Here is a 26,696-nt window from a genome sequence, read left to right as displayed (position 1 = left end):
TCCAACACGACGTTCTGCTCACGTGCGCGGAGCGCACCTAGCTCGTGACGTCCTTCGTCGTGAAATTTGCCCACGCCGCGAGCATGAGCACCACCACGTAGCCGGCCTGGAGCCACAGGCCCGCGGTGATGTCGCGCAGGAAGATCGGGTCGCGGAAGAAGTCGATCCACGCCAGCCAGTACCGGGTCGGCAGGTACGGCGTCACCGACGCGGCCGCGTCGAGGCTGACCAGCACCTGGCTCGTGATCAGCGCCGCGAGGGCGCCGAGGGTCGCGCCCAGCGACGACGTGGTGAGCGTCGAGAGGAACAGCGCGATCGCCGCGACGCCCAGCATCGACACCACGACGTAGCCCATCGCGCCGAGCAGGCGCGCCGCGAGGTCGGCCGGCGAGAGGGCCTCGCCCGACAGCGACGACACCGACGACTGCGCCCGCTCGCGCGCGGCCTCGGGGTCGGCGGCCGAGGCGCCGCCGTTGTCGGCGCCCACCTGTCCGCCCGACTGCCCGCCCGCAGCACCGCCGGCCGCCGCGTCCGAGCCCCCGGACTGTCCACCCCCCGGCCCCGACGCCGGCTGCTGGCCGCCCGCGGACCCCGTCCCGGCGACGCCGCCGTCGTCGCCGGTGACCTCCGGCAGCGCGCGCACCACCGCCACCGGGTCGCCCGCCCCGAACAGCGACACCCCGACCACGTACGACGTGCCGGCCACCGACAGCACCGCGCCGACGACGAACACGACGACCGCCACGAGCTTCGCGACCAGCAGCGACGTCCGCCGCACGGGCCGCACGAGCAGGTAGCGCAGCGTGCCCTGCGACGACTCCCCCGCCACCGCGTCGCCCGCGACCACCGCGACCGCCACCGGCAGGAAGATCGGCAGGACGAGCGCGAGCGCGGCCGCCGGGTACAGCGAGCCCGACTGCAGCACCGCCGACAGGAACGCCGCGCCCTGCCCCGGCGGCGGCGAGATGCGCGTCGTCGCGAGGAACACCGCCACCACCGCGGGCAGCAGGCAGAGCAGCCCGATCGCGGCCCACGTGCGGGGCCGGCGGACGAGCTTGACCAGCTCGACACCGATCACCGGCCGATCCCCCCCGCGGGCGTCCGTGCCGAGTCGGATCTCGATGGTCCAGCTCCGCTGCGCTTCGTGTCCGACCCAGGCCCCGTCAACGCCACCACCACGTCCTCCAGGCTCCGGCGCTGCTCGGCGAGACCGTCGAGCGGGACGCCGTGCTCGACGAGGTGGCGCGCCAGCGCCGGCGGCCCGCCCGGTGTGGCGTCGACGACGAGGGTGTCGCCGTCGCGCTCGGCGACCGCCCGGCCCAGCACCCGCACCGCGGCCTCGGGGTCGGGCGTGCGCACCAGCAGCCGCCCGGTCGGGCCCCGCACGGCGTCGAGCGCGTCCTCCAGCACCAGCCGCCCGCGGTCGACGACGCCGACGTCGGTGCACAGCGCCTCGATCTCGGCGAGCAGGTGGCTCGAGAGGAAGACCGTGGTGCCCGCCTCGTTGAGCTCGATCAGCAGGTCGCGCACCTCGCGGATGCCGTGCGGGTCGAGGCCGTTGGTGGGCTCGTCGAGGATCAGCAGGCGCGGCCGGTTCAGCAGCGCGCCCGCCAGCCCGAGGCGCTGGCGCATGCCCAGCGAGTACGTCCGCACCGGCCGGCGGTCCACCGCGCCCAGCCCGACGCGGTCGAGGACGTCGGCGATCCGGTCGCGGCGACGCCGCCCGTCGCGGTCGCGGCGCGGGCCCGACGCGTCGAGCAGGGCGAGGTTCGTGCGCCCCGACAGGTGCGGGTACGCGGCCGGGCCCTCGACCATCGCCCCGATCTCCGGGAGCACCTCGGCCACCCGCGCGGGCACCGGGCGCCCGAGCACCTCGATCTCGCCGCGCGTGGCGTAGACGAGCCCGAGCAGCATCCGCACCATCGTCGTCTTGCCCGAGCCGTTGGGCCCCAGGAAGCCGTATCGGGCGCCCTCGGCGACGTGCAGGTCGACGTCGTCGACGGCCGCCCGGGCGCCGTAGCGCTTGGTCAGGTGGCGCGTCTCGATCACCAGGGAGGTCACGCCTGCCCCCCGGCGAGGAGGTCGGCGGCCCCGGAGTCGATCGTCGCGGGCGGCACGAGCCCGGACAGCACCCACGCCCGCGCGCCGTCCTCGCTGCGCACCACGGCCAGGGTCAGCAGCGGCGTCTCCAGCGCTGAACCCTGCCCCGCGACGGACAGCGTCCGCCCGGCCCCGGCCCGGCCGATCCCGTCGAGCAGGGAGCCGGCGAGGTCGGCCGGCAGCGGCACCGCGACGAGCTGGCCCAGCGTCGTGCCGTACTGACCGAGCGCCGGGAACCGCCGCTGCGGGCGCTCCCGATCGCGCCCCGCGAGGCGGGCGGGCAGCGAGGAGCCGTCGCCGCGGCCGAGCGCCCCGAACAGGTCCGACGTCGGGCTGCGCGTCACACCGGACCCGGGGCCGCGCTGCGGGACGAGCGCCGCGGGGTCGGGCGGGCCCTGCGCGAGCTCGCCGAAGGCGGTGCTGATCAGCGGGTCCGCGACGCCGCGGGCCCGCACCTCCACGGCCACCGGCAGGCCCGTCTCCGGGTCGGCCCAGAGGTCGAGCGCGCCGACGGTGGTCCCCGGGTCGGCGACCGTGACCCGCACCCCGGCCGCGTCGACGCCGGCGACCCGCCGCGCCGGTAGGGCGATGGCGGGGTCGGAGGCCGCGGTGCCCGCGAGCAGGCGCCGGCCGAGGGCGGGAGGCAGCAGGTCGTCGGGGCGGGGCAGGCGGACCACGGGGTCGGCGCCGACGATCGTCAGCAGCTCGGCGCCGTAGTCCCAGACCGCCTGGCCCGTCGGCGTGGTGTAGCGGTCGCGCTCTCCCACCGCGGTGAGCACGTCGGTGCGCGCCCGGTCCGGCGCGGCGTACCAGCCGCGCAGGCGCGTCACGCCCGAGAGCAGGGTCGTCACGTCGCTCAGGGCCGGGATGCGGGGCAGGTCGAGGCCCGCGCGGGCCTCGGCGTAGCCGGTCCACGGGCGGTCGACCGACGCGGCGATCCGGGCGCGCAGTTCACCGGGGTCGGCCTGCGCCTCACCGGGACGCGCGGCGAGCGCCGCGGGCACCCCGACGATCAGCGCGCCCACGAGGACCACCACGGCCCACCGCACGACCTTCCCCAGGGTCGTGCCCACGGTCGTGCCCGACCCCACCGCCACCGACGCCCCGACTCCCCTCGCGCGATCCCCGCCCCGAGGGTGCCACCGAACCGCGCGAGCGGTGGACCCGTCGTGAGGCGGTCAGGAGGGCCTCGAGGACCCCGTGGGCTCCGGTGCCGCGTCGGTGTGCCCCTCGGCGTCCGTCCGTCGCACGTCGCTGGGCCCGTCGGCCGCCGCGGGCGCGGTCTCGACGGGGTCGGGGAACCAGCGGATCTTGACGATGCTCGCGGCCGTGGTGATCAGCAGCACACCGACGATGACCGCCAGCGAGATCTCGATGCCGATCACCGGGACGTCGAGCGGCTCGCCGCCGTGGAGGAAGGGCAGCGTGTTGGTGTGCAGGGCCTCGAGCACGAGCTTGACCCCGATGAACGCGAGGATCACGCCGAGCCCGTAGGAGAGGTACACGAGCTTCTGCAGCAGCCCGCCGAGCAGGAAGTAGAGCTGGCGCAGGCCCATGAGCGCGAAGACGTTCGCGGTGAACACGATGTACGGGTCGCGGGTCAGGCCGAAGATCGCGGGGATCGAGTCCAGCGCGAACAGCAGGTCGGTCATGCCGATCGCGAGCATCACCATGAGCATCGGCGTGACCATCAGCCGCAGGCGTCCGCGGGCGTCGGTCCGGCGCACCACCGACCGCGTGCCGACGTAGTCGTCGGTCACGGGCAGCACCCGGCGCACGAGGCGCAGCGCCGCGTTCTCGCGGAACTCCTCGTCCTCGCCGCCGGAGGTGACGACCTTGATCGCGGTGATCACGAGGAAGGCGCCGAACAGGTAGAACACCCAGCTGAAGCGGGAGATCACCGCGGCGCCGGCGAGGATGAACGCCCCGCGCAGCACGAGCGCGATGAGGATGCCGAACAGCAGCACCCGGTGCTGGAGCACCTTGGGCACGGCGAACGCGCCCATGATCAGCAGGAAGACGAAGAGGTTGTCGACCGAGAGCGAGTACTCGGTGACGTACCCGGCGACGAACGCCGTCGCGACGTCCTGCCCGGCCAGCAGGAACAGGCCCACGGCGAAGAGCACGGCGAGCCCGACGTACACCGCGACCCAGCGGCCGGCCTCGCGGACGCCCACCTCGTGGGGGCGGCGCCCGACGATCGCGAGGTCCAGGGCCAGGACGGCCAGCAGCCCGACGATGGTCAGGGCCCACACCCAGAAGGGCACGCTCATCGGGGTTCTCCGATCTCCGGGGACGTCCAGCCAAGACGAAGCCACCGGAGGTCTCTCCCGCCGCCCGTGACGGGCGACCGGCGGCCCCGGGCACCGAGACATCCGGTGCCGTGCTGACGAGGCCGACGCGTGGGGATACTCCCCTCCGCCACCGAGCATGTCACCTGCGTGACGAGGGGGCGAACCCACCCCGCGTGTCGCGTCCCACCCCGACTCGGTCGCTCACGACCGGCTCAGACGCCGAGGGATACCGTGCGCTGGTGATCAGCCGCCCGCTCCGGGTCCTCGGGGTCGTGCTCGTCGTCCTCGTGCTCGGTGCCGGGACGGCCGGCGCCGCGCCCGCCCCGGGCGGCACCGTGCGCAGCGAGGACCTGCGCATCGACGTCCTCGACGGCCCCGCCGGCGACCAGCCCCAGACCCTCGACGCGACGCTCTGGCTCCCCGCCACCACGGGTCCCGCGCCGGCCGTCCTCGTCGCGCACGGCTTCGGCGGCAGCAAGCAGTCGGTCGCGTCCGAGGCGCGCGCGTGGGCCGAGCGCGGCTACGTGGCGCTCGCGTGGTCGGCGCGCGGGTTCGGCGAGAGCACCGGGCAGATCGCCCTCAACTCCCCCGAGTACGAGGTCGCCGACGCCCGCCAGCTCGTCGACCGGCTCGCCGCCCGCCCCGAGGTCCGCCAGGACGGGCCCGGCGACCCCCGGGTCGGTGTCACCGGCGCGTCCTACGGCGGCGCGCTGGCCCTGCTGCTCGCCGGTGCCGACCCCCGCGTCGACGCCACCATCCCGATCATCACCTGGAACGACCTCGGGCAGGCGCTGTTCCCCGACCGCGCGGGCGCGGTCCCCGCCGCCACCGCGGCCGCCAGCGCCGCCGAGGGCGACGGGGTGTTCAAGCGGGCGTGGTCGGCGCTGTTCTTCGGCAGCGGCGCGCGGCCCGCACCCGGTCAGGAGCAGGCGCCCCCGCAGGTGTGCGGGCGCTTCCTGCCCGAGATCTGCGCGGGCTACGTCGCGGCCGTCACCACCGGGCGCGAGCCCCCCGAGCTCGCCGCGTTCCTGTCCCGGGCCTCGCCGGCGAGCGTGGCCGGGCGGATCACCGCGCCGACGCTGCTGGTCCAGGGCGAGCAGGACACGCTCTTCGGGCTCGACCAGGCGGACGCGACGGCGCGCCAGATCGCCGCGGGCGGCGGGACGGTCGCGGTGAGCTGGTTCGCCGGCGGTCACGACGGCGGCGGGCCCGACCAGCGCACCACCGCGCGCATGCAGGCCTGGTTCGACCACCACCTCGCCGGCACGGTCGCCGACCCGGGCACCGCGTTCACCTACGTCGTCCCTTCGGGTGTGCAGGCCCGCAGCGCCCCGACCCAGCGCACGGTCACCGCCGCCGCCTACCCCGGCCTCGGCGGCGGGCCGGGTGCGCCGCGGCAGGCCCTGCCCCTGCGCGGCGACGCCCAGGACGTCCTCGCGCCGGCCGGCGGGGTGCCCGCGGCCATCTCGTCGGTGCCCGGCCTGGCCGGGCTCGCCGGCGGGGGCGGGGGCGGCGGCGGGGGCGACGACGAGGACGAGGACGGCGGCGACGGCGGCGACAGCGGCGGCTCCGGTGGGGGCGGTGGCTCCGGCGGCGGTGGCGGCGGGGGTGCGGCCAGCGCGCTGCTCGGGCGCCTCGCCGCGGACCTCCCCGGGCAGGCCGCCCGGTTCTCCACCGACCCGCTGCCCGCGCGCACCGTGGTCGCCGGCGCGCCGCAGGTCCGGCTCGCGGTGTCCGCCGTGCCGGGCCGTCCCGCGGGCGAGCCGGTGCTGTTCGCCAAGGTCTACGACGTGGCCTCCGGCGGCGACGCGCCGGGCACCCGCACGCTGCTGGGCAACGCGGTGTCGCCGGTGCGCCTGCCCGCCACCGGCGCGGCGCCCGCCGAGGTGGCCGTGAGCCTGCCCGCGGTGGTGGCGACGCTCGCCGCGGGCCACCGCCTCGAGGTGGTCGTGAGCACCACCGACCAGTCCTACGCCGGGGCGGCGCAGCCGGCCGTGTACCGCGTCGCGGCGGCCGGGGACGCGACACTGTCCGTGCCGACCGTGCCCGGCGACGTCCGCAGCGGCACCTCGGTCCCGCTCGCGCCGCTGATCACCGCGGCACTGCTGCTGCTCGGGGTGCTGGTGGCCTGGCTGGTCGCGCGGGTGCTCGCCGCCCGGCGCCGGCGCCGCGACCTCGAGCCGGGCGGGGCGCTCGCCCTCGAGGAGGGCCTCGCCGACACCCCGCTCGTGGTCCGCGGGCTGTCGAAGTCGTGGCCGAGCGGGCTCGTCGCCGTCGACGACGTCTCGTTCATCGTCGAGCGCGGCCAGGTCCTCGGGCTGCTCGGGCCGAACGGCGCCGGCAAGACGACGACCCTGCGCATGCTCCTCGGGCTGATCGCCCCGACCGCCGGCGAGCTGCGGCTCTTCGGGCGCCGGGTCGTCGCCGGCGCGCCGGTGCTCGGCCGCGTCGGGGCGTTCGTCGAAGGCGCGGGCTTTCTGCCGCACCTGACCGGGCGGGACAACCTCGAGCTCTACTGGGCGGCCACCGGGCGCCCGCGCGCCGAGGCGCACCTCGACGAGGCGCTGGAGATCGCCGGGCTGGGCGGGGCGGTCGACCGGGCCGTGCGCACCTACAGCCAGGGCATGCGCCAGCGCCTGGCCATCGCGCAGGCGATGCTCGGGCTGCCCGACCTGCTCGTGCTCGACGAGCCCACCAACGGCCTCGACCCGCCGCAGATCCACGCGATGCGCGAAGTCCTCCGCGGCTACGCGCGGGGCACCGGGCGCACCGTGCTGGTGTCGAGCCACCTGCTCGCCGAGGTCGAGCAGACCTGCGACCACGTGGTCGTCATGCACCGCGGGCGGGTCGTCGCCACCGGCGAGGTCGCCGAGCTGGTGGCGAACGGCCAGGTCGCGGTCACCGTCGACCCGGGCCGCCGCGACGACGCCGTCGCCGTGCTGCGCGGGCGCAACGGCGTGGGCGTCGAGCCGGACCCGGGCGACGCGGACGTCGTGCTCGTCGACCTGCACGGCTCGGACCGCGCCGACGTGGTGCGCACCCTGGTCGAGGCGGGCCACGACGTGCGCGGGGTGGGCCCGCGCCGCCGCCTCGAGGACGCCTTCCTGGCGCTGATCGGCGAGGAGGCCCCGCGCCCGTGACCACCCCCGTCGACGACACCCGCACGCTCCCGGTGCGCGTCGAGCTCGCGCGCCAGTGGCGGCGCCGACGCACCCAGGTGACGCTCGCGCTGTTCGCCCTGCTCCCGGTGATCCTCTGGATCGCGTTCTCCGTGGGCGACGCCCCCGACCCGGGCGCCGCGGCCACGAGCCTCACCGACCTCGCCCAGGCCTCCGGCGTGAACTTCACCGTGTTCGCGGTCTTCGCGTCGGCGAGCTTCCTGTTCGTCGTGGTCGTGGCCCTGTTCTTCGGCGACACGGTGGCCAGCGAGGCGTCGTGGTCGTCACTGCGCTACCTGCTCGCGATCCCCGTGCCGCGCGTGCGCCTGCTGCGCCAGAAGACGATCGTGGCCGCGCTGCTCTCGCTGGCGACGCTCGTGGCGCTGCCGCTGGTGGCCCTGGTCCTGGGGACGCTGGTGTACGGGGCGGGCGACTACCTGTCCCCCACCGGCGAGTCGCTGCCCTACGGCACGGCGCTGGTCCGCATCGCCCTCGTCGTCGCCTACCTCGCGATCCACCTGCTCTGGGTGGCCGGCGTGGCGACGCTGCTCTCAGTGGTGACCGACGCCCCGCTGGGCGCGGTCGGCGGCGCGGTCCTGGTGTCGATCCTGTCCCAGATCCTCGACACGGTCGACGCGCTCGGGAGCCTGCGCAACGTCCTGCCCACCCACGACGTCTTCGCCTTCGCCGACCTGCTCACCCTCGACGTCGACGGCACCGACCTCGCCCGCGGGGTGCTGTCGGGCCTGGTCTGGTGCACGGCCTTCGGCGCCACGGCGATCTGGTGGTTCCGCCGGAAAGACATCACCTCCTAGCCCGTCTGGCGCACGGGGTGTGACGCTCCTATGGGCGTCAAGGTCGTGGGGGCGGGTTTCGAGCTGTCGGTAGAGCTGTCGGGCGATGTAGCGCTTGAGGCAGCGTCGGATTTCGCGGTCGGTCTTGCCTTCGCTTCGGCGGCGGTCGATGTAGTCGCGGGTTGGCTGGTGGTAGCGCTGTCGGGACAGCGCGATGTTGTGCAGTGCGCGGTTGAGTTGGCGGTCGCCGGAGCGGTTGAGTCGGTAGCGCACGGTCTGCCCAGAGCTGGCGGGGATCGGGGCGGCGCCGGCGAGCATGGCGAAGGCGGCGTCGTTGCGGCAGCGTTGGGGGTGCGACCAGGCGGCCAGCACGGTTGCCGCGTTGATCGGGCCGAGGCCGGGCAGTTCGAGCAGGTCAGGCCGCCAGGAAGTGACCACGGCGCGGATCGCGCGCTCGTGCTGGGCGGCTTCCTGCTCGAGAGCGCGCACGCGTCCGGCGATGGCCTTGAGTGTGCTCAGCGCGGTGAACACCTCGACCTGGCTGGCGGTGTGCGCGGGCCGCAGCCGTAGCGCGGTGGCGAGCATGGTGCGGGTGCCCTGCCCGCGGAATCGGGCCCGGACCCTGTCGGGGGCGGTGACGACCAGTGCGTGAAGCTGGTTCTGGGCCTCGGTGCTGGCCGCGACCGCGGCTCGGCGGGCGGCGAGCAGGATCTGCAGCGCGTTGCGTTCAGCGCCGCCGCGGGGAGCGGCGAGTCGGGCGCGGGCCAACGCGTCGCGGGCGGCGCGGACCGCGTCGATCGGGTCGGACTTCGCCCCACCTCATCGTGGCGGGCGCGCCGGGCGGTCAAGCTCGACGACCAGCTCCCCGCGGGCGCCGAGCTCGTTGGCCAGCCCGGCGCCGTAGCTGGCTGAGCCTTCCAGGGCCCAGGCCCGCAGTCCGCCGTGCGCGTCGGCGAGTTCGACGAGTTCCTGATAGCCGTCCGGGTCGGCGGCAACGGTGGTCTCGGCCAGCACCGCGCCGGTCGAGGCCAGCACCACCGCGGCGGTGTGGGTGTGCTTGTGGGTGTCGACGCCGATGACGACGTCGACCAGGTCTGCGAGCATGGACAACGGCGTTCTCCTTGACCGGGAGGGACGTGGGTTCCGGTCCGGCTGGAGAGCACGGCAGGACTGTGACGGGACACGCCAGCGCCTACTGGCGGTCAAGCTCCTGATCAGGCCAGCAGCTCCCGGCCGGGCCGGCGCCGAAGGCAGCAGACGGACAAGTCACACCCAAGGCACCCAGTGAACCGCCCCGGCGTGTCCGGAGAGCTATGGGATTGAGTGCTCGGGCTCGGGTTGGGCGTGGTGTTGACGGTAGTGGGCGTGCTCGAGCTCGACGGGTGGGATGTCGCCGGCGGTGCTGTGTAGTCGGCGGTGGTTGAACCAGTCGACGTACTCGAGGGTGGCGATCTCGACTTGCTCGACGGTGCGCCAGGGCGCCCGCGGCTTGATCAGCTCGGTCTTGAACAGTCCGATGGTGGACTCGGCCAGCGCGTTGTCGTAGGCGTCGCCGACCGAGCCGACCGAGGGTGCGGCACCGGCCTCGGCGAGGCGTTCGGTGAAGGCGATCGAGGTGTACTGGGAGCCGGCGTCGGAGTGGTGCACCAGGCCTCCGAGCTCGGTGATGCCTTCCTGCCGGCGGGTCCAGACGGCTTGCTCGAGGGCGTCGAGCACGAGGCTGGTGCGCATCGTGGTGGCGGCGCGCCAGCCGAGGATGCGCCGGGAGTAGGCGTCGAGGACGAAGGCGACGTAGACCATCCCGGACCAGGTCGGGACGTAGGTGAAGTCCGCGACCCACAACCGGTCCGGTGCGGCCGGGTTGAAGCGCCGGCCCACCAGGTCGCGGGCTCGGGCTTGATCGCCGGGGATGGTGGTGCGGATCCGGCGGCCGCGGCGGACTCCGGCCAGGCCCTGGGCGCGCATCAGCCGCTCCACGGTGCAGCGGGCGACCGGGATGTCCTCGCGGTTGAGCTGGGCCCAGACCTTGCGGGCGCCATAGACGCCGTAGTTCTCGGCGTGCACCCGGGCCACCTCGACGCTCAGCTGCTCGTCGCGACATGCCTGGGCGGTGGGCTCGGCCGCAAGAGCCTTGCGGGCCTCGTAGTAGGTGGACGGGGCGATGGACACACCGAGCTCGCCGAGCACGGTGCAGATCGACTCGACGCCCCACCGCCGGCCCGCACTGCTGCGGGCGGCGTGCTCGTCAATGAACTTCACGAGCGTCGCGGTGGCCGGTCGATCTCGGCCGCGAAGAAAGCCGAGGCCGCCTTCAGGATGTCGTTGGCCCGCTTGAGCTCGGCGTTCTCCCGGCGCAGCCGCTTGAGCTCGTCAGACTCCTCGCTCGTCGCGCCTGGGCGCACACCACCGTCGATCTCAGCCTGACGGACCCACTTGCGCACCGTCTCCCCGGTGCCCACCCCGAGCTTCTCGGCGACCGCGTTCATCGCCGCCCACGGCGACTCGTAGTCCGCCCGAACCTCGGCGACCATGCGCACCGCCCGCTCCCGCAACTCCGGCGGATAGGGCGGCTGGGACCGACGTGTCATGACCAGATCTCCTCAGACGATCAGGTCTCCGGACACGCCGGGGCGGTTCACAGAGGGCCATCCAGCGTGGGAGTCACGCCCACCACCAACGCCACCAGCCCACCACACCGCGAACCGGCGCTCTCACCCTCACAGCCAGCGTGGGGGCCACGCTGGCGTTCAACGCCAGCAAAGGCCCCACGATCACCGGCACCCCTCGCGGACCAGCCGCCGCAGGGTCCGGGCGACCTCCTCGGCCTCGTCGTTCGTGCTGCTCTTCGGGGCGCCCGGCGTCTGGCTGCTCGTCCAGCGGCTGCTGCGCCCGGCCGGGCTGCCGGTGCGCCGGTCGTTCGAGCGCCCGCGGCTGGTGGATCCCCGCCGCCGACCACGTTCACCGCCCGCGCCTGCCCGGAACCGGGCAGGGACCTGGCCACGACGACCCTGACCGGGCACGCTCCAGGCGTGGACCCGGAGCTCGTGCGGCACGTCGCCGCGTCGACGGGTCTACCCGGTGCCGTGGCCGCCCGCGTGGTGGCCGACGTCGTCGCCTACTACCGCTCGGAGACCACCGAGGAGTACGTGCGGCGGCGGCACCGGGAGCTGCAGGCCCGGGACCGTCGCAACGCCGAGATCTGGACGGTGATCGCCGACGAGCTCGCGCACCGCCCGGTCGCACCGGGCGCCGTCACCGAGCGGCGCCTGCGACGCATCGTCTACGGATGAAGGAGAGCGCCCATGTGCGGCATCGTGGGGTACGTCGGCCCGCGCCCGGCGACGAGGATCCTCGTCGAGGGCCTCGCGCGCCTCGAGTACCGCGGCTACGACTCGGCCGGCCTGGCCGTCGCGCACCGCAAGGCGCTGCGGATCACCCGGGCGGCGGGCCGGGTCGACGACCTGCGCGCGGCCATCGGCGACGACGACTCCCCCGGGCGCACCGGCATCGCCCACACCCGCTGGGCCACGCACGGCGAGCCGAGTGAGCGCAACGCCCACCCCCACACCGACGCCGAGGGGCGGATCGCCGTCGTCCACAACGGCATCCTCGAGAACGCCGACGAGCTGCGCGCCAAGCTGGTCGCCGACGGTGTGGTGCTGCGCTCGGACACCGACACCGAGGTCCTGCCCCACCTGATCGCCCGCGCCCTGGACGACGGGTCGCGCTCGCTCGAGGAGGCCGTCCGCGAGGCGCTGCGCGTCGTCGAGGGCACCTACGGGCTGGTCGTGCTCGACGCGCGGCGCCCCGAGGAGCTCGTCGTCGCCCGCAACGGCAGCCCGATCGTCCTTGGGCTCGGTGACGGGGAGATGTTCGTCGCCTCCGACGTCGCCGCGCTGGTGCGCCACACCCGCCAGGTGGTGTTCCTCGCCGACGGCGAGATCGCGACGCTGACGGCCGCCGGGTACGAGGGCTCGCGCCTGGCGTCGCCGATCACCGTCGACGTGGACGACGACGCCTACGAGCTGGACGGCCACCCCGACTTCCTGTCCAAGGAGATCCACGAGCAGCCGGCGGCCCTGCGCCGCGTGCTGGCCGGACGGCTCGACGCCCGGTTCGCCACGGCGCGCCTCGACGGGCTGCGGCTCGACCCGCGCGAGCTCCGGGGCATCCGCCGCGTCACGTTCCTCGGGTGCGGGTCGGCGCTCTACGCCGGGCAGATCGGCGCCGGCCTCGTGGAGGAGCTGGCCCGCATCCCGGCGGACGCCGAGCAGGCCAGCGAGTTCCGCTACCGCAACCCGCTCGTCGACCCCGAGACCCTGTACGTGGCGGTCAGCCAGTCCGGCGAGACCATCGACACGCTCGCCGCCGTCGAGGAGCTCCAGCGCAAGGGCGGGCGGGTCGTCGGCGTCGTCAACGTCATCGGCTCGGCGATCGCGCGCCAGTGCGGCGCCGGCATGTTCCTGCACGCCGGCCCCGAGGTGTCGGTCGCCTCGACGAAGGCGTTCAGCTCGATGGCGACGTCGTTCACGCTGCTCGCCCTGCTACTCGGGAGGGTGCGCGACCTGTCCGCGGCGCACGGCGCCCGGCTCGTCGAGGGGCTGCGGCGGCTCCCGGACGCGGTGGAGGCGGCGCTGGCGCCGTCCGAGGAGGTCGCCGAGGTGGCGCGGCGCTACGCCGACGCGCGGTCGATGTTCTTCCTGGGCCGGGTGCGCGGCGCCGCGGTCGCGCGGGAGGGCGCGCAGAAGCTCAAGGAGATCTCCTACATCCACGCCGAGGCGTACGCGGCGGCGGAGCTCAAGCACGGGCCGCTCGCCCTGGTCGACCCGTCGATGCCGTGCGTGGTGGTCGTGCCCGACGACGAGCTGGTCGGCAAGAACACCAGCACGATCGAGCAGATCAAGGCCCGCGGCGGCCCGGTGATCGCGGTGACCAACGCGGATCTCCCGGACGGCCTGGCCGACGCCGTGCTGCACGTGCCGCGGCTGGAGCCCGAGCTCGACCCGATCCTGCTCGGTATCCCCCTGCAGCAGCTGGCGTACCACTGCGCCGCGGTGCTCGGACGCGACATCGACAAGCCGCGCAACCTCGCCAAGAGCGTCACCGTGGAGTAGAGCCCCGGGGTGATCGTGGGGCCTTTCCTGGCCTTGAACGCCAGCGTGGCCGCCACGCTGGCACTCAGCCCGTGACCTCGATCGTCAGCGGGGCTTCCGGGTCCGGGGCGTCGACGGTCGCGTGCCCGCCGGGACGCAGGGCGCCCGCGACGATGCGCCGCGACAGGGCCCGGTCGACCTCGCGGGTCACCACCCGGCGCATCGGGCGCGCCCCCAGGGCCGGGTCGTGCCCGCGCGTCACGAGCGCGTCGACCGCCGCGGGCGTCACGGTGAGCCCGACCTCCTGGGCGGCGAGGCGCTCGCGCGTCCCGTCGAGGAACAGCTCCACCACCGCGCGGCGCTCCTCGGGGCCGAGCGGGGTGAACAGCACGACCTCGTCGACCCGGCCCAGGAACTCCGGGCGCAGGGCCCGCGCCAGCGCCGAGACCACGGCGCCGCGGGCCTCGTCGACCTCCCGGCCCTCGGTCAGCGCCGACGCCCCGAGGTTGCTCGTCATGATCACGACGGCGTCGGCGAACGAGACGGTGCGCCCGCGCCCGTCGGTCAGCCGCCCCGCGTCCAGCACCCCGAGCAGCAGGGCGAGCACGTCGGGGTGCGCCTTCTCGATCTCGTCGAGCAGCACCACGCACGACGGCGTCCGCCGGATCGCCTCGGTCAGCTCGCCCGGGCGGTCGTGGCCCACGTACCCGGGCGGCGCGCCGGTGAGGCGGCTGACGGTGTGCGCCTCGCGGAACTCGCCGAGGTCGAGGCGCACGAGCCGCTCGTCGGACCCGTGCAGCGCCTCCGCGAGCGCGCGGGCGAGCTCGGTCTTGCCGACCCCGGTCGGGCCCGCGAACAGGAACGACGCCACCGGGCGCCCGGGCTGGCCCATCCCCGCGCGCCCGGCGAGCACGGCGTCGGTGACGGCCTCCAGCGCGTGGTCCTGGCCCACGACGCGCCGGCGCAGGTGCTCGGCGAGCCCCAGGAGGCGGGTGCGCTCGGAGTCCGTGAGGTGGGCGACGGGCAGGCCGGTGCGGTCGGCGACCACCTGTGCGACGTCGGCGACGGTCACCGTGGCCGACGCGCCCGGGTCCTCGGCGCGGCGCAGGCGCACGCGGGCGGCGGCGGTGTCCATCGCGTCGATCGCCTTGTCGGGCAGGAAGCGGTCGCGGACGTGGCGCGCGGTGAGCTCGACGGCGGCCCGGCGGGTGTCGTCGGGCAGGCGCACGCCGTGGTGCTCCTCGTAGCGCCCCCGCAGGCCCTCGAGGATGCCGACGGTCTGCTCGACGGTCGGCTCGTCGACGGTGATCGGGGCGAAGCGCCGCTCGAGCGCGGGGTCGGACTCCACGTGGCGGCGGTACTCGTCGAGGGTCGTCGCGCCCACGACCTGCAGCTCCCCGCGGGCGAGCGCCGGCTTGAGGATGTCGGCGGCGTCCATCGTCCCCTCGACGCCCGCACCCGCCCCGACGACGGTGTGCAGCTCGTCGAGGAAGAGCACGACGCCGCGGTCGGTGGCCGTGACCTCGTCGACGAGGCGCCGCAGCCGCTCCTCGAACTCGCCGCGGTACTTGGTGCCGGCGACCAGCCCGGCGAGGTCGAGCGCGACGACCCGCCGCCCGGGCGTCCCGGGCACCGTGCCCGCCGCGATCCGCGACGCGATGCCCTCGACGATCGCGGTCTTGCCGACGCCCGGGTCCCCGACGAGCACGGGGTTGTTCTTGGTCCGCCGCCCGAGGATCTCCAGGACCGCCGCGACCTCGCGCTCCCGGCCGACGACGGGGTCGAGGCGCCCGGCGCGGGCGGCGGCGGTGAGGTCGCGCCCGAACCGGTCGAGCACCGGCGTGCGGGTGTCCTCGCGCCGGCCCCGCGGCGGCGGCGGGCCCTCGTCCGGGCGTCCGAGATCGCCGAACCCCTCGACGAGGCGACCGATCAGGTCCTCGAGGGGGTTGGACCACTCCCCGGACCGGTCCTGGTCGCCGCGGCGGGCGTCGTCGCTCACGACCCCATCATGCTCGCGCGGTGACCACCGGAGCGCGTCGGAGATCGCGGGACAGCGCGACGGAGGAGCGCTGGCGGGCGCATCTCCTTGGCGCGACCGACTAGCAGGAGGGCTCGACGGAGAGGACGCCGGGCAGCGTGCGGACGCGGTCGGCGAACTCGGCGCACTCGGCGGTGGTCAGCGCGACCGTGCACTGGATGCACGAGCAGCTCACGCCCTCGTGGACGTCGACCGAGAAGTCGGGGACGCGGTAGCCGAACGAGCACAGCGCCGACGCGAGGTCCATGACCCCCGTCATCCCGCCGGTGGTGAGGATCGTGAAGGGCCGCGGCAGCCGCGAGGCACGCCGCGGGGCGGGGGTGTACGTGGTGGGGGCCGGCTCGAGTGTGGTCACGGCGGGTGCTCCTGGGGGATCCGTGCGAACGGGGATCCGAGCCAGGCCTCGGGGCTCAGCCCCCGGCGACGGGGACGAGCAGAAGGGGCGCGCCGGGGACCTGGCTCACCCGACGCGCCGGAGTACTACCTCCCGGCGAAGCATGACGATGATGTTACCCCCACCACGTCGGCGCCCGCACGCGGGCCGGCCGCACGTCCTGGGTGGAGACAGGGACGGCGAGTGAGCAGCCGGCGAACACCGGAGGCCGTACTGACCCGTCCAGCCCATTCGTCGCTCCGACGTCGGTGACAGCATGTCACCGGACAAGGCGAGGGGGGCCGTCGCGACCGGCGCCCTGACCACCATCTACCTGAACCAGCCGGCGGCGGTGTCGGGCATCGCCGCCGGTGACGGCTTCCTGTGGATCAGCCACAGCGACGGCAACATCGTGACGCGCGTGGACACGGCGAGCCAGGCGGTCGCGCCGGGTCCACCCCTCCCGGTCGGCCGCGCGCCGGTGTCGGTGGTCTACGAGAACCACCGCCTCTACGTCGCCAACACCGGCGACCGCAGGCATCTCGGTGCTCGACCGGAACGGGGCGTCGATGGGCGCCGCCATCACGTTCTCCTCCGACCTCGGCGGCGTGGACGCCGACGGCGGCACGCTCTACGTCGGCACCGGGGACCTCAACGCACCCTCCGACCGCGCCCGCTTCGACGTGCTGCCCCTCGACTCCGCGTCGTGGGTGGTCGGCGAGCCGATCGCGCTCGGCCGGGCGTCCTGGTTCGACGCCCAGGACGGCACCGGCTGGGCGGCGTACCCGCAGACCGACGAGGTCCGCCGGATCGACCTCGGCACGCGCGCCCCGTCCGGTGACCCGATCACCAGCGTGGGGGCGAGCGTCGGGGCGATGCAGGTCGTGGGCGAGGAACTCTGGGTGACCAACACCCAGGACAGCACCGTGACCCGCGTGTACCTGGAGCCGTGAGGGCGGCCGGTCACACCATCACGATGCCGCCGTCGATCATCACCGCCTGCCCGGTCATGTAGTCGGCGTCACGGCTCGCCAGGTACGAGACGAACGACGCGACGTCCTCGGGCGTCTGCACCCGGCCCAGCGCGATGAGCTGCGAGTACTGCGCCAGCGCCTCGCCCTTGCCGGTGCCGAGGTAGCCGCCGAGGCCCTGGTCGATCTCGTCCCACATCGTGGTGCCGACGATCCCCGGGCAGTAGGCGTTGACGGTGATCTGGTGCGACGCCAGCTCCTTGGCCGCGGCCTGGGTCAGCGCGCGGACGGCGAACTTCGACGCCGAGTAGTGGCCGAGGTGGTCGAAGCCCTGGTGCCCGGCGATCGACGCCGCATTGATGATCTTGCCGCCGTGACCCTGCTCGATCATCGCTTCGGCCGCGGCCTGCAGGCACCACAGGACCCCGCCGACGTTGATGCCGAGCATCGTCCGGAGGTCCTCGGGCGTCACCTCGCGCAGCGTCTTCACCTGCGCGATCCCCGCGTTCGCCACCATCACGTCGATCGACCCGAACCGCTCCCGCGTTGCGGCGACCAGCGCCAGGCAGGCGTCGCGGTCGGCGACGTCGGTGGCCGTCGCGTCGGCCTGACCGCCGGCGTCGGTGATCTCCCGCGCGACCTCCTGCGCGGTGGCGGCGTCGATGTCGGACACCATCACGGCCAGCCCGTCGGACGCGAGCCGGCGGGCGATGGCGGCGCCGATCCCCCGCCCGGCGCCGGTGACGACGGCGACGCGCGTGCCGGCGGCGGTCACGGGTGCACCAGGATCTTCACGTTGGTCTCCTTGTGGTCGATGAGCTCGCGGAAGCCCTCGTCGACGATGTCGTCGAGGGCGATGCGACCGGTGATGAACTGGTCGACGTCCACGACGCCGTCGCGCACGAGGTCGATCACCTCGGGGTGGCGGCCGGCGTAGGCCAGCGAGCCGATGAGCCGGATCTCGGAGAGCACCAGCGAGTTGACGTCGAAGGTGGCCGGGTGGCCCCAGATCGAGACGTTGACGCAGGTCCCGCCGGGGCGGGTGGAGGCGACGGCCTGGGCGAGCACGGGGTCGAGCCCCGCGCACTCGAAGGTGACGTCGGCGCCCGCGCCCCCGGTGAGCTCGCGGACGCGCTCCGGGACGTCCTCCTCGGTCGGGTCGAGCACGACGTCCGCGCCCGCGCCCGGCGCCTTGGCCTTGCGGGCGTCGGCGGGCTCGACGACGACGACCTGCCCGGCCCCGACCGCGCGCAGGGCCGCCGCGGTGACCAGCCCGATGGGTCCGGCCCCGAACACCACGGCCGTCTGCCCCGCCTCGAGGCCCGAGAGCTTGGTGGCGTGGTAACCGACGGCCAGGGGCTCGACGAGGGCGTCCTGCTGGGTGGTCAGGTCGCCGATCGGGTGCACCCAGCGCCGGTCGACGACGGCCCGCTCGGCGAAGCCACCCTGGTCGCCGTCCAGACCGATGAAGCCGAGCGAGCGGCACACGTTGTAGCGCCCGGACCGGCACGCCACGCACGACCCGCACACGTCGTAGGGCTCGACGACCACCCGGTCGCCCTCGGACAGCCCGGTGACGCCCTCGCCGACCTCGGCGACGACGCCGGCGAACTCGTGGCCCAGCGTGATCGGCACCGCCCCGCCCGTCAGGGGGTGCGGTGCCTCCGGCGTCGGGGCGAAGATCGGCCCGTCGAGGTACTCGTGCAGGTCGGTGCCGCAGATCCCGCACCACTCGACGGCCACCTGCACCTGCCCGGGGCCGACGTGGGGGTCGGGCATCTCCTCCACGCGGATGTCGCCGCGCCCGTGGTAGCGAGCAGCCTTCACGGTTCCTCCTCCGGGGTGGGGTCGCCCCTCATCCCACGGGGGTGACCCGGGTCACGACCAGGGTTGCAGCGGTGTTGCAGCCGCCCCGAACAGCCGCGCGGTGTCCTGCGCCGACGGCGGGACCACCGCGACCCCGGGCGCGATCCGGTACGGGCGGGCCGCGATCAGCCCGCCGAGCACGCGGCGCAGCCGGGAGAGCTCGGCGCGCACGGTGACGAGGTGGTCGGCGTCGTCGTAGAGCGCGCGGCTGATCGCCGCGGCGTCCAGGCCCTCGCCGCCGGCGCGCATGAGCAGCGCCAGGATCTGCAGGTGGCGACGCCCGAGAGCGTGGCGCCACTCCTCGCGGCCCTCGACGACGGCGCCCGGCGGGTCCGCGTCGAGGTCCAGTCGCAGCCGCGTCGCGCCCGGCCCCGTCGCGGTCGACGGCCGCAGCAGCCAGCCGCCCGGGACGCGCTCCGGCAGGCAGGCGCCGAGCCCGTGCACCAGGAGCGCCTCGCCGGCCCGCGGCACCCCGACGCGGTCGCGCGGCGCCAGCCCCGTGGACGCCGCGACCCAGCCGTGGTCGTCGACCACCAGCGCGGGCGCCGACTCGCGTGCGAGCAGCGGCGCGGCCACCGCGCGCAGCCCGTCGAGGCGGGTCTCGTGCGCGGCCCAGAGCCCGGTCTCGGCCAGGCGCACCGCGGTGTGGACGAGGGCGACGGTGGTCGGGTGGACGGTGGGCGCGGGGCCGGACAGGTCGACGACGCCCAGCATCTCGCCGGTGCGCGGGTCGTGGATGGGGCTCGCCGTGCAGGTCCAGGGGTGCTGGGCGCGGACGAAGTGCTCGGCGGAGAAGAGCTGCACCGACGCGTGCTCGGCCAGCGCGGTGCCGATGGCGTTGGTGCCGACCGCGGCCTCGGTCCAGTCCGCACCGGGCAGGAAGCCGAGGCTGTCGGCGAGGCGCCCGACCCGGACCGCCCCCTCGCGCCAGAGCACGAACCCGTCGGCCGCGGTGATCACCATGATGTGCTCGGCGTCCTCGGCGACGGCCGTGAGGCTCGCCCGCAGCTGGGGCAGGACGCCCGCGATCGGCGACTCGGCGCGCCGACGCTCCACGACCTCGGGCGCCGCCGGGTCGTCGAGCGCCCGCCCGTCCGGGGCGACGCCGTAGGACAGCACCCGGTCCCAGGACCGGCTGACCACCCGCCGCAGCGCCGTGGTCGGGCGGCTGCCCGCCAGGCGCTCGTCGTGGGCCTGGTGCAGCAGGCGGGCGTGCCGGCGGAGGTCGGTGCTGCGTGTCACCGCGCAGACGCCGTCGTCCACCACATGCACCTCCGGCCACGCGGACCGCCCCTGGTGACCGGGAGCATAACCCGCGCTCGGGACCCCTCCCAGACAGCGAGCGACCCGTCCCGAACCCGGACCCCGGAGTGGCGGACCGGACCTGTCCGGCGTCGGTGAGAGGTTGGCCCCGCACAGACCCCCGCCACCGAACGGAACGAGGCGACCGTGAGCCGCGACGTCCAGATCACCCTCGACTGCGCCGATCCCGCCGCGTTGGCGGCCTTCTGGGCCGAGGTCCTGGGCTACCGCGTCCAGGAACCGCCGGAGGGCTTCGCCTCGTGGCCGGAGGCCCTCGAGGCGTTCGGCGTCCCGCCCGAGCGCCACAACGACGCCTCGGCGGTGAACGACCCCGACGGTTCCGGGCCGCGGGTGTTCTTCCAGCGGGTGCCGGAGGGCAAGCAGGTCAAGAACCGGGTGCACCTCGACGTGCGGGCGGCCCCCGGCCTCCAGGGCGAGGAGCGCATGGCGGCGCTGGAGGCGGAGGCCGCGCGGCTCGTCGGCCGCGGCGCCACGCGCCTCGAGCGGCACGAGCCCGAGCCCCCGCTCGCCGCCGGCCACATCATCCTGGCCGACCCCGAGGGCAACGAGTTCTGCCTGGACTGAGGACGGGCACCCCCGCCCGGTGACCGAGCCGCTCGACCTCTTCGGCGACACCGCCGACGCCGCGTTGCCACCCGACCTCGACGCCCTGGCGGCGCAGGCCGCGGGGTGCACGCGCTGCGAGCTCTACCAGGACACCACCCAGACCGTGTTCGGGACGGGCCCGCGGGAGGCTCGCATGGTGATGGTCGGCGAGCAGCCCGGCGACCAGGAGGACCGCCAGGGGGCGCCGTTCGTCGGCCCGGCGGGGAGGCTGCTCGACGAGGCCCTCGACGAGGCCGGTGTGGCCCGCGACGACGCCTACGTGACCAACGCGGTGAAGCACTTCAACTTCCGCTACCAGGGCAAGCGGCGCATCCACGAGACGCCGAAGGCGGGCCACATCAAGGCCTGCCGGCCGTGGCTGGACGCCGAGCTGGCGCTGGTGAAGCCCCAGGTGCTGGTGACCCTCGGCGCCACGGCGGGCAAGGCGCTGCTGGGCGCGAAGTTCCGCATCACCAGCGAGCGGGGCGAGCCGCGGCCGTGGAACGACCTGACGCTGGTGCCGACGATCCACCCGTCGGCGATCCTGCGCGCCGACCCCGCCCGCGGGCAGGACCGCGACGAGATGTTCGCGGGCTTCGTCGCCGACCTCCGCCGGGCCGGCGAGCTGCTGGCGGGCTGACGCTCAGCGCGCAGCAGGGGTCTCGTCGACGCCGAGCAGCGCCCGCACGGCGTCGGCGATCGCGTCCGGGCGGTCGACGGTCACCAGGTGCCCGGCGTCGTCGAGCAGCGTCGGCTCCGGCGCGCCGAGCCGGCGGGCGAGGTCCCGCTGCAGCGCGATCCAACCGGCCCGGCCGCGCCCAATCCCCGCGGCCCCGACGAGCAGCCGGACCGGGACCCCCGGCGCGCCACGCTCCCGCTGCCACGCCAGCACCCCGGCCTGCAGCGGTCCGTGGCCGAACCACGCGTCGAGCGTGGACGACGCCCACGCCCGAGAGGCGTAGACCGCGCGCACCGCCGCCGGCGCCATCCGGTCGCGCCGCCGCACCGACGCCGCCCGCACCCCGAGCGCGCGGAGCCAGGGGCCGGCGAGCGTCGTGACCCCGGTGGCCAGCACCAGCTCGGCGGCGGCCCGTCCCACGTCGCTGAGCAGGGCGGGCGCGAGCCGGACCGCCTCCTCGTGGGACGCGTCCACCAGCACGGCGCCCGCGCTGTCGTGCCCGCCGTCGGTGTGGAGCAGGGCCTGCACGTGCAGCCCACCGGACGAGTGGCCGACGAGCAGCAGCGGCCGGGCCGCGGCGGCCACCCGGGCGGCGAGGCGGGCGGCGACGGCCTCGGGGGACCAGTCGGCCCGCGAGCGCAGCCGTGGTGCATCGGCCGGATCGACGACGACCACGGGGACATCCGGGGGCAGCGCGGCGACGACGGCGTCCCACTCCCCCGGCGTCGATCCCAGCCCGGGGACCAGCACCACGGTCCGCGCCCTCACGCCCGCCGCCGGACCCACCGCGAGCCGCGCAGCACGACGAGCCCGATGGTCACCAGCACACCCGAGAGCGCCAGCACCTGCACCCGCTGGACGTAGCCGACGACCCCGTCGAGCCCCAGGCCCACCGTCTCCTCGAGCACCACCAGCAGCCCGGGCACCGCCACCAGCGGGAGCCCGACCAGCATCGCGCCCTCCAGCGGCGACGCCGGCTGGTCGGCCGTCCGCCCGCGGGACCGGGCCACCGCGAGCAGCACCGCGGCGACGATCGCGGCACCGTTGGCCGCGACGCTGGCCACCTCGTGCACCCCGAACGCGAGCGCCGTCCGCGAGGCCTCGGCGGCGGCACAGACCGGGTCCGCGGAGGGGGCGCAGGCCATCGGCGCGGCCACGTCGAGCAGCGTCGCCACCCCGAAGAGCCCGAGCGCGGCGCCGGCCCACCGCACCACCCGCACGCCCGGGCCCCGGACCAGGTGCAGCGCGGCGGCGACCACGACCAGCCCGACGACCGCGTCGACGACGCGGAACGCGAGGTTGTGCGGCTGGTCGAGCGCGGCGAGCTCGCTGACGAACGAGCGGCCGGGATCGAGCCGTGTCCCGAGCAGCGGGGTCACGAGGAACGCGGAGTACACGACGCCGGCCACCACCGTGGCCCAGCCGACCAGCCGGTCCGCGACCGTCGCGCTCCGAGCAGCACCGCCCCGCACTCCACCACCCTAATGGGCGAGCAGGCGCCCGGATCGGTGGACGGACCCGGCCTCAGCTCACCCCGGCCGCGTCCATCCCCCGCATCTCCTTCTTGAGGTCGGCGATCTCGTCGCGCAGGCGTCCGGCCAGCTCGAACTGCAGGTCGCGCGCCGCCGCCATCATCTGGTCGGTCAGCTGCTGGATGAGGTCGGCCAGCTCGGCGCGGGCCATGCCCTCGGTGCTGCGGTGCTCGACGATGCCCGAGCTGCCCCGGCCGCCCGCCTCCCCCGCCGCACGACGGCCGCGGGAGCTGTTGCGGGCCGAGCCACCGACGCCGACGGACTCCTCGGTGTCCTCGGCCTCGCGGTACACGCGGTCGAGGATGTCGGCGATGTTCTTGCGCAGCGGCTGCGGGTCGACCCCGCGCTCGGTGTTGTAGGCGACCTGCTTCTCGCGGCGCCGGTTGGTCTCGTCGATGGCGTACTGCATCGAGTCGGTGACCTTGTCGGCGTACATGTGCACCTGGCCCGACACGTTGCGGGCCGCGCGGCCGATCGTCTGGATCAGCGAGCGCTCGCTGCGCAGGAAGCCCTCCTTGTCGGCGTCGAGGATGGCGACCAGCGACACCTCGGGCAGGTCCAGGCCCTCGCGCAGCAGGTTGATGCCGACCAGCACGTCGTACTCGCCGGAGCGCAGCTCGCGGAGCAGCTCGACACGGCGCAGGGTGTCGACCTCGGAGTGCAGGTAGCGGACCTTGATGCCGAGCTCGAGCAGGTAGTCGGTGAGGTCCTCGGCCATCTTCTTGGTCAGCGTGGTGACCAGCGTGCGCTCGTCCTTCTCGACCCGCGTGCGGATCTCGCCCACCAGGTCGTCGATCTGGCCCTTGGTCGGCTTGACGATCACCTCGGGGTCGATGAGGCCGGTGGGCCGGATGACCTGCTCGACGAACTCGCCGCCGGCCATGCGCATCTCGTAGTCGCCCGGCGTGGCCGACAGGTACACCGTCTGCCCGATGCGGTCGGCGAACTCCTCCCAGGTCAGCGGCCGGTTGTCGGTGGCCGACGGGAGCCGGAAGCCGTACTCGACGAGGTTGCGCTTGCGCGACATGTCGCCCTCGTACATGCCGCCGATCTGCGGGACCGTCACGTGCGACTCGTCGATGACCAGCAGGAAGTCCTGCGGGAAGTAGTCGATGAGCGTCGCCGGCGCGGTGCCCGGCCCGCGGCCGTCGATGTGGCGCGAGTAGTTCTCGATGCCCGAGCAGAAGCCGACCTGGCGGATCATCTCGACGTCGTAGCTGGTGCGCATGCGCAGGCGCTGGGCCTCGAGCAGCTTGCCCTGGCGCTCCAGCTCGGCCAGCCGCTCCTCGAGCTCGGCCTCGATGGCCTTGACCGCCTTCTCCATGCGCTCGGGGCCGGCCACGTAGTGGGTGGCCGGGAAGATGCGCACGTCGTCGACCTGGCGCACGACGTCGCCGGTGAGCGGGTTGAGGTAGTAGAGCGCCTCGACCTCGTCGCCGAAGAACTCGATGCGGACCGCGAGCTCCTCGTACGCCGGGATGATCTCCACGGTGTCGCCGCGGACCCGGAAGGTGCCGCGCGCGAAGGCCATGTCGTTGCGCTGGTACTGGACGTCGACCAGCGCGCGCAGCAGTGTGTCGCGGTCGAGCTCGTCGCCGACGGTGAGCTGCACCGAGCGGTCGAGGTAGGACTGCGGCGTGCCGAGGCCGTAGATGCACGACACCGACGCGACCACCACGACGTCGCGGCGCGAGAGCAGGTTGGACGTGGCCGAGTGCCGCAGCCGCTCGACGTCCTCGTTGATCGAGGAGTCCTTCTCGATGTAGGTGTCGGTCTGCGCGATGTACGCCTCGGGCTGGTAGTAGTCGTAGTACGAGACGAAGTACTCGACCGCGTTGTTGGGCAGCAGCTCGCGCAGCTCGTTGGCCAGCTGGGCCGCCAGCGTCTTGTTGGGCGCCATCACCAGCGTCGGGCGCTGCACCCGCTCGACGAGCCAGGCCGCCGTCGCCGACTTGCCCGTGCCGGTGGCCCCGAGCAGGACGATGTCGTGCTCGCCGGCCCGGACCCGCTTCTCGAGCTCCTCGATCGCCGCGGGCTGGTCGCCCGCCGGCTGGTAGGGGCTGACGACCTCGAACGGGACCCCGGTGCGCTCGATCTCCCCCACGGGGCGGTGCTCCGAGTGCGCGAGCGCCTCGTCGGGGAGCCCCTCGGGGTTCTCCCCGTCGCGGGCCGAACCCGGAACCTCTGTCGCGAAGGCCATGGGATCGAGGTTAACCGCGCCCCCCGACAGCGTGGTCCTGCGCCGCCACCCGCTCCCACGAGCGCCGCAGGGGCGCGGTGTCGTAGCAGATGGTGAGCCGCGCGATGAGCTCCCGGTCGTCGGTGAGCGTCACCAGGTCGACGACGTCGAACGGGGCGGGCGTGCCGTCGCCGAGCACCCACGCGTAGTGGAAGGCCAGCGCGACCTCGCGGTCGTCCGCGGGGTCGACGTAGACCCGGCGCAGCTCGGTGCTCGACGCCGACGAGTCCGCGAACAGCCCGGGGTAGAAGCGCTCGGCCGGCATCGTCCCGTACAGCGGCGACGCCACCTCCCCGGCCGGCGCGAAGCAGGCGAGGACGTCGTCGACCGAGCCGGCGTCCAGCGCGGCCAGGTAGCGGTGCAGGACCGCGGGGGTGCTCACCGGGGGCCCTCCCGCCGCGCGGCGGCCGCCGCGAACCCGTCGAGCAGGCACCGCAGGCCGAAGTCCCAGCGGGACCCGACCGGGCGGCCGGGATCGGTCATCACCGAGGTCAGGGCCGGGAAGCGGTCGGCGTGCGCGGCGACGAGGTCGCGCATCGTGCTCCCGCCCGCGGGGTCGGCGGTCCACGGCCGGGTGCCCGCCGACGCGGTGGCCAGGGTGGTGCGCAGGTGCCCGAAGAGCATCGACACCGCGTCCATCCGCTCGTCGGGGGCGAGCCCGAGCGGCTCGAACACGCGCACGGCGGCCTCGACCCAGCCGACCTCGCGCGGGCCCATCACCCGCTCGCCGACGGTGACCCAGGGCAGCCACGGGTGCCGCGTCCAGACGTCCGACACCCGCCGCGCGAGCTCCTCGGCCTGCTCGCGCCACGTCCCGGTCAGCGCGTCCGGGCCCGGCGGCTCCTCGACGGCGGCGTCGATCATGATCGCCTCGAGCTGCTCCTTGTTGGCGACGTAGCGGTAGAGCGCCATCTTGGTCAGCCCCACCTCGGCGGCCACCCGCTGCATCGAGAGGCCGGCCAGCCCGTCGCGGTCCGCCACCTCGACGGCCGCCGCCGCGACCTCCTGGAGCGTCAGCCCGCGGCGGGGCCCCCGCGTCGGCTCGTCGGGGGTCCGCCAGAGGAGGTGACCCCCTGACCCCTGCGCCGAGGCCGGGTCGTCCGTCCCGGTCGTGCTGCTCATCCGATCCGCCCTTGCCTCGGCGCTCCTACTGTGTCTAGCGTACACAGTGTCCACAGGACACAGTTTCTCCCGACGGAGGTCACCATGTCGCTCACCGCCCCGGCCCCGACCCCGACCACCGACACCGCGCCCGTGCCTGGCCGGGCCGCCGTCCGTCGCCGCCGGCGGGCGCTCGGGATCGTCGCCACACTCGGGGTGACGCTCGCGGTGTGGCTGTCGGGCCACCTCGCCGGCGCCGACTACTGGATCACCGACAGCCAGGGCACCGTCCGCATCGACGCCCTGGTCACCACCCAGGTGACCGTGGTGCTCAGCCTGGTCGGCTGGGGCGTGCTCGCCCTGCTCGAGCGCCTGACCCGGTGGGGGACCACCGTCTGGACCGTGCTCGCCGCGATCGTCGTCGCCGCCTCGATGATCCCGATCCTGCTGGTGGAGGCCACCACCCCCACGCGGATCGCCCTCGCCGCGGTCCACCTCGCCGTCGGGGCCGTCCTCGTCCCCGCCCTCGTGCGCGCCCGCTCCTGACCCG

General features: G+C 74.9%; 24 protein-coding genes and 1 pseudogene. 8 read left to right on the top strand and 17 right to left on the bottom strand.

Going from position 1 to position 26,696, the window contains the following annotated elements; genetic code table 11:
* Positions 1–37: 37 nt before the first annotated feature.
* From ACQPX6_RS13900 to ACQPX6_RS13885, 4 genes are all read right to left on the bottom strand, one after another.
* Positions 38–1,078 (bottom strand): ABC transporter permease, encoded by a 1,041-nt coding sequence (locus ACQPX6_RS13900; RefSeq protein ID WP_433787903.1) that lies wholly within the window; start codon positions 1,076–1,078, stop codon positions 38–40.
* On the bottom strand, positions 1,075–2,061 hold the full coding sequence (locus tag ACQPX6_RS13895; protein WP_433787902.1) for an ABC transporter ATP-binding protein: 987 nt from the start codon (positions 2,059–2,061) through the stop codon (positions 1,075–1,077). The genes ACQPX6_RS13900 and ACQPX6_RS13895 overlap by 4 nt, the downstream gene beginning before the upstream one ends.
* Positions 2,058–3,173, bottom strand: coding sequence for a hypothetical protein (locus ACQPX6_RS13890; RefSeq protein WP_433787901.1), 1,116 nt, complete (start codon positions 3,171–3,173; stop codon positions 2,058–2,060). Before ACQPX6_RS13890 ends, ACQPX6_RS13895 begins: the two co-directional genes overlap by 4 nt.
* Before the next feature lie 105 nt (positions 3,174–3,278).
* Positions 3,279–4,373, bottom strand: coding sequence for a TerC family protein (locus ACQPX6_RS13885; RefSeq protein WP_433787900.1), 1,095 nt, complete (start codon positions 4,371–4,373; stop codon positions 3,279–3,281).
* A gap of 260 nt (positions 4,374–4,633) precedes the next feature.
* On the opposite strand from ACQPX6_RS13885, the gene ACQPX6_RS13880 reads away from it, so the two are divergent.
* Positions 4,634–7,534, top strand: coding sequence for an alpha/beta fold hydrolase (locus tag ACQPX6_RS13880; protein WP_433787899.1), 2,901 nt, complete (start codon positions 4,634–4,636; stop codon positions 7,532–7,534).
* Positions 7,531–8,367, top strand: a complete 837-nt coding sequence (locus ACQPX6_RS13875; protein WP_433787898.1) for an ABC transporter permease — start codon at positions 7,531–7,533, stop codon at positions 8,365–8,367. The genes ACQPX6_RS13880 and ACQPX6_RS13875 overlap by 4 nt, the downstream gene beginning before the upstream one ends.
* Positions 8,368–8,555: 188 nt before the next feature.
* Here ACQPX6_RS13875 and ACQPX6_RS13870 read toward each other — a convergent pair.
* From ACQPX6_RS13870 to ACQPX6_RS13860, 3 genes and pseudogenes are all read right to left on the bottom strand, one after another.
* A pseudogene (locus ACQPX6_RS13870) lies at positions 8,556–8,931 on the bottom strand (transposase); the annotation flags it as partial.
* 234 nt (positions 8,932–9,165) lie between these two features.
* Entirely contained in the window at positions 9,166–9,450 is a 285-nt protein-coding gene (locus ACQPX6_RS13865) for an IS110 family transposase (RefSeq protein WP_433787897.1), read from the bottom strand.
* Positions 9,451–9,657: 207 nt separating this feature from the next.
* A protein-coding gene (locus tag ACQPX6_RS13860) for an IS3 family transposase (RefSeq protein ID WP_433782182.1) occupies positions 9,658–10,934 on the bottom strand; the annotation gives its coding sequence in 2 pieces (ribosomal slippage) (positions 9,658–10,646 and positions 10,646–10,934; 1,278 coding nt in all).
* Positions 10,935–11,375: 441 nt separating this feature from the next.
* Here ACQPX6_RS13860 and ACQPX6_RS13855 point away from each other — a divergent pair.
* Entirely contained in the window at positions 11,376–11,636 is a 261-nt protein-coding gene (locus ACQPX6_RS13855) for a hypothetical protein (RefSeq protein ID WP_433787896.1), read from the top strand.
* Between the two features lie 12 nt (positions 11,637–11,648).
* Complete coding sequence (gene glmS, locus ACQPX6_RS13850; protein WP_433787895.1) at positions 11,649–13,460, top strand: glutamine--fructose-6-phosphate transaminase (isomerizing); 1,812 nt, start codon at positions 11,649–11,651, stop codon at positions 13,458–13,460.
* Positions 13,461–13,524: 64 nt separating this feature from the next.
* On the opposite strand, the gene ACQPX6_RS13845 is transcribed toward glmS, so the two are convergent.
* Positions 13,525–15,438 (bottom strand): ATP-dependent Clp protease ATP-binding subunit, encoded by a 1,914-nt coding sequence (locus tag ACQPX6_RS13845; protein ID WP_433787894.1) that lies wholly within the window; start codon positions 15,436–15,438, stop codon positions 13,525–13,527.
* Between the two features lie 100 nt (positions 15,439–15,538).
* The gene (locus tag ACQPX6_RS13840) at positions 15,539–15,832 is read right to left on the bottom strand and encodes a hypothetical protein (RefSeq protein WP_433787893.1); all 294 of its coding nucleotides are present in this window, start codon (positions 15,830–15,832) and stop codon (positions 15,539–15,541) included.
* A gap of 563 nt (positions 15,833–16,395) precedes the next feature.
* Between ACQPX6_RS13840 and ACQPX6_RS13835 the strand changes: the two genes are divergently transcribed.
* Entirely contained in the window at positions 16,396–16,803 is a 408-nt protein-coding gene (locus ACQPX6_RS13835) for a hypothetical protein (protein WP_433787892.1), read from the top strand.
* A gap of 10 nt (positions 16,804–16,813) precedes the next feature.
* Here the strand turns inward: ACQPX6_RS13835 and ACQPX6_RS13830 are convergent, their stop codons facing one another.
* From ACQPX6_RS13830 to ACQPX6_RS13820, 3 genes are read right to left on the bottom strand one after another with little or no spacing between them, the layout of a single operon-like run.
* Positions 16,814–17,596, bottom strand: a complete 783-nt coding sequence (locus tag ACQPX6_RS13830) for an acetoin reductase (RefSeq protein WP_433787891.1) — start codon at positions 17,594–17,596, stop codon at positions 16,814–16,816.
* On the bottom strand, positions 17,593–18,648 hold the full coding sequence (locus ACQPX6_RS13825; RefSeq protein ID WP_433787890.1) for a 2,3-butanediol dehydrogenase: 1,056 nt from the start codon (positions 18,646–18,648) through the stop codon (positions 17,593–17,595). The genes ACQPX6_RS13830 and ACQPX6_RS13825 overlap by 4 nt, the downstream gene beginning before the upstream one ends.
* A 51-nt stretch (positions 18,649–18,699) precedes the next feature.
* Positions 18,700–19,950 carry a GAF domain-containing protein gene (locus tag ACQPX6_RS13820; RefSeq protein WP_433787889.1) on the bottom strand — a complete coding sequence of 417 codons (1,251 nt, stop codon included), beginning with the start codon at positions 19,948–19,950 and terminating at the stop codon, positions 18,700–18,702.
* A gap of 186 nt (positions 19,951–20,136) precedes the next feature.
* Here ACQPX6_RS13820 and ACQPX6_RS13815 point away from each other — a divergent pair, with 186 nt between their 5' ends.
* Together ACQPX6_RS13815 and ACQPX6_RS13810 are read left to right on the top strand one after the other, a co-directional pair.
* Positions 20,137–20,574, top strand: a complete 438-nt coding sequence (locus tag ACQPX6_RS13815) for a VOC family protein (RefSeq protein ID WP_433787888.1) — start codon at positions 20,137–20,139, stop codon at positions 20,572–20,574.
* 19 nt (positions 20,575–20,593) lie between these two features.
* Entirely contained in the window at positions 20,594–21,235 is a 642-nt protein-coding gene (locus ACQPX6_RS13810) for a UdgX family uracil-DNA binding protein (protein WP_433787887.1), read from the top strand.
* Positions 21,236–21,238: 3 nt separating this feature from the next.
* On the opposite strand, the gene ACQPX6_RS13805 is transcribed toward ACQPX6_RS13810, so the two are convergent.
* From ACQPX6_RS13805 to ACQPX6_RS13785, 5 genes are read right to left on the bottom strand one after another with little or no spacing between them, the layout of a single operon-like run.
* Positions 21,239–22,042 carry an alpha/beta fold hydrolase gene (locus ACQPX6_RS13805; RefSeq protein WP_433787886.1) on the bottom strand — a complete coding sequence of 268 codons (804 nt, stop codon included), beginning with the start codon at positions 22,040–22,042 and terminating at the stop codon, positions 21,239–21,241.
* The gene (locus tag ACQPX6_RS13800) at positions 22,039–22,746 is read right to left on the bottom strand and encodes a DUF998 domain-containing protein (RefSeq protein WP_433787885.1); all 708 of its coding nucleotides are present in this window, start codon (positions 22,744–22,746) and stop codon (positions 22,039–22,041) included. The genes ACQPX6_RS13805 and ACQPX6_RS13800 overlap by 4 nt, the downstream gene beginning before the upstream one ends.
* A 52-nt stretch (positions 22,747–22,798) precedes the next feature.
* The gene (gene uvrB / locus ACQPX6_RS13795; protein ID WP_433787884.1) at positions 22,799–25,006 is read right to left on the bottom strand and encodes an excinuclease ABC subunit UvrB; all 2,208 of its coding nucleotides are present in this window, start codon (positions 25,004–25,006) and stop codon (positions 22,799–22,801) included.
* Between the two features lie 10 nt (positions 25,007–25,016).
* Positions 25,017–25,427: a nuclear transport factor 2 family protein gene (locus ACQPX6_RS13790; protein WP_433787883.1), complete on the bottom strand. Its 411-nt coding sequence runs from the start codon at positions 25,425–25,427 to the stop codon at positions 25,017–25,019.
* Positions 25,424–26,167, bottom strand: a complete 744-nt coding sequence (locus ACQPX6_RS13785; protein ID WP_433787882.1) for a TetR/AcrR family transcriptional regulator — start codon at positions 26,165–26,167, stop codon at positions 25,424–25,426. Before ACQPX6_RS13785 ends, ACQPX6_RS13790 begins: the two co-directional genes overlap by 4 nt.
* A gap of 84 nt (positions 26,168–26,251) precedes the next feature.
* On the opposite strand from ACQPX6_RS13785, the gene ACQPX6_RS13780 reads away from it, so the two are divergent.
* Positions 26,252–26,692: a DUF6069 family protein gene (locus ACQPX6_RS13780; RefSeq protein WP_433787881.1), complete on the top strand. Its 441-nt coding sequence runs from the start codon at positions 26,252–26,254 to the stop codon at positions 26,690–26,692.
* The last annotated feature ends 4 nt before the right edge of the window (positions 26,693–26,696 follow it).

Source organism: Actinomycetospora sp. CA-101289 (assembly GCF_050955895.1).
Lineage (GTDB): Bacteria > Actinomycetota > Actinomycetes > Mycobacteriales > Pseudonocardiaceae > Actinomycetospora.
The sequence above is the reverse complement of the archived record's forward strand: the minus strand, read 5'-3'. Positions and strand labels throughout refer to the sequence as shown.

Bases quoted from the DNA above. Each gene is read 5' to 3' on its own strand.
- ACQPX6_RS13885 (WP_433787900.1), bottom strand. From the start codon at position 4,373: ATGAGCGTGCCCTTCTGGGTGTGGGCCCTGACCATCGTCGGGCTGCTG.
- ACQPX6_RS13865 (WP_433787897.1), bottom strand. From the start codon at position 9,450: ATGCTCGCAGACCTGGTCGACGTCGTCATCGGCGTCGACACCCACAAG.
- glmS (WP_433787895.1), top strand. From the start codon at position 11,649: ATGTGCGGCATCGTGGGGTACGTCGGCCCGCGCCCGGCGACGAGGATC.
- uvrB (WP_433787884.1), bottom strand. From the start codon at position 25,006: ATGGCCTTCGCGACAGAGGTTCCGGGTTCGGCCCGCGACGGGGAGAAC.
- ACQPX6_RS13785 (WP_433787882.1), bottom strand. From the start codon at position 26,167: ATGAGCAGCACGACCGGGACGGACGACCCGGCCTCGGCGCAGGGGTCA.
- ACQPX6_RS13780 (WP_433787881.1), top strand. From the start codon at position 26,252: ATGTCGCTCACCGCCCCGGCCCCGACCCCGACCACCGACACCGCGCCC.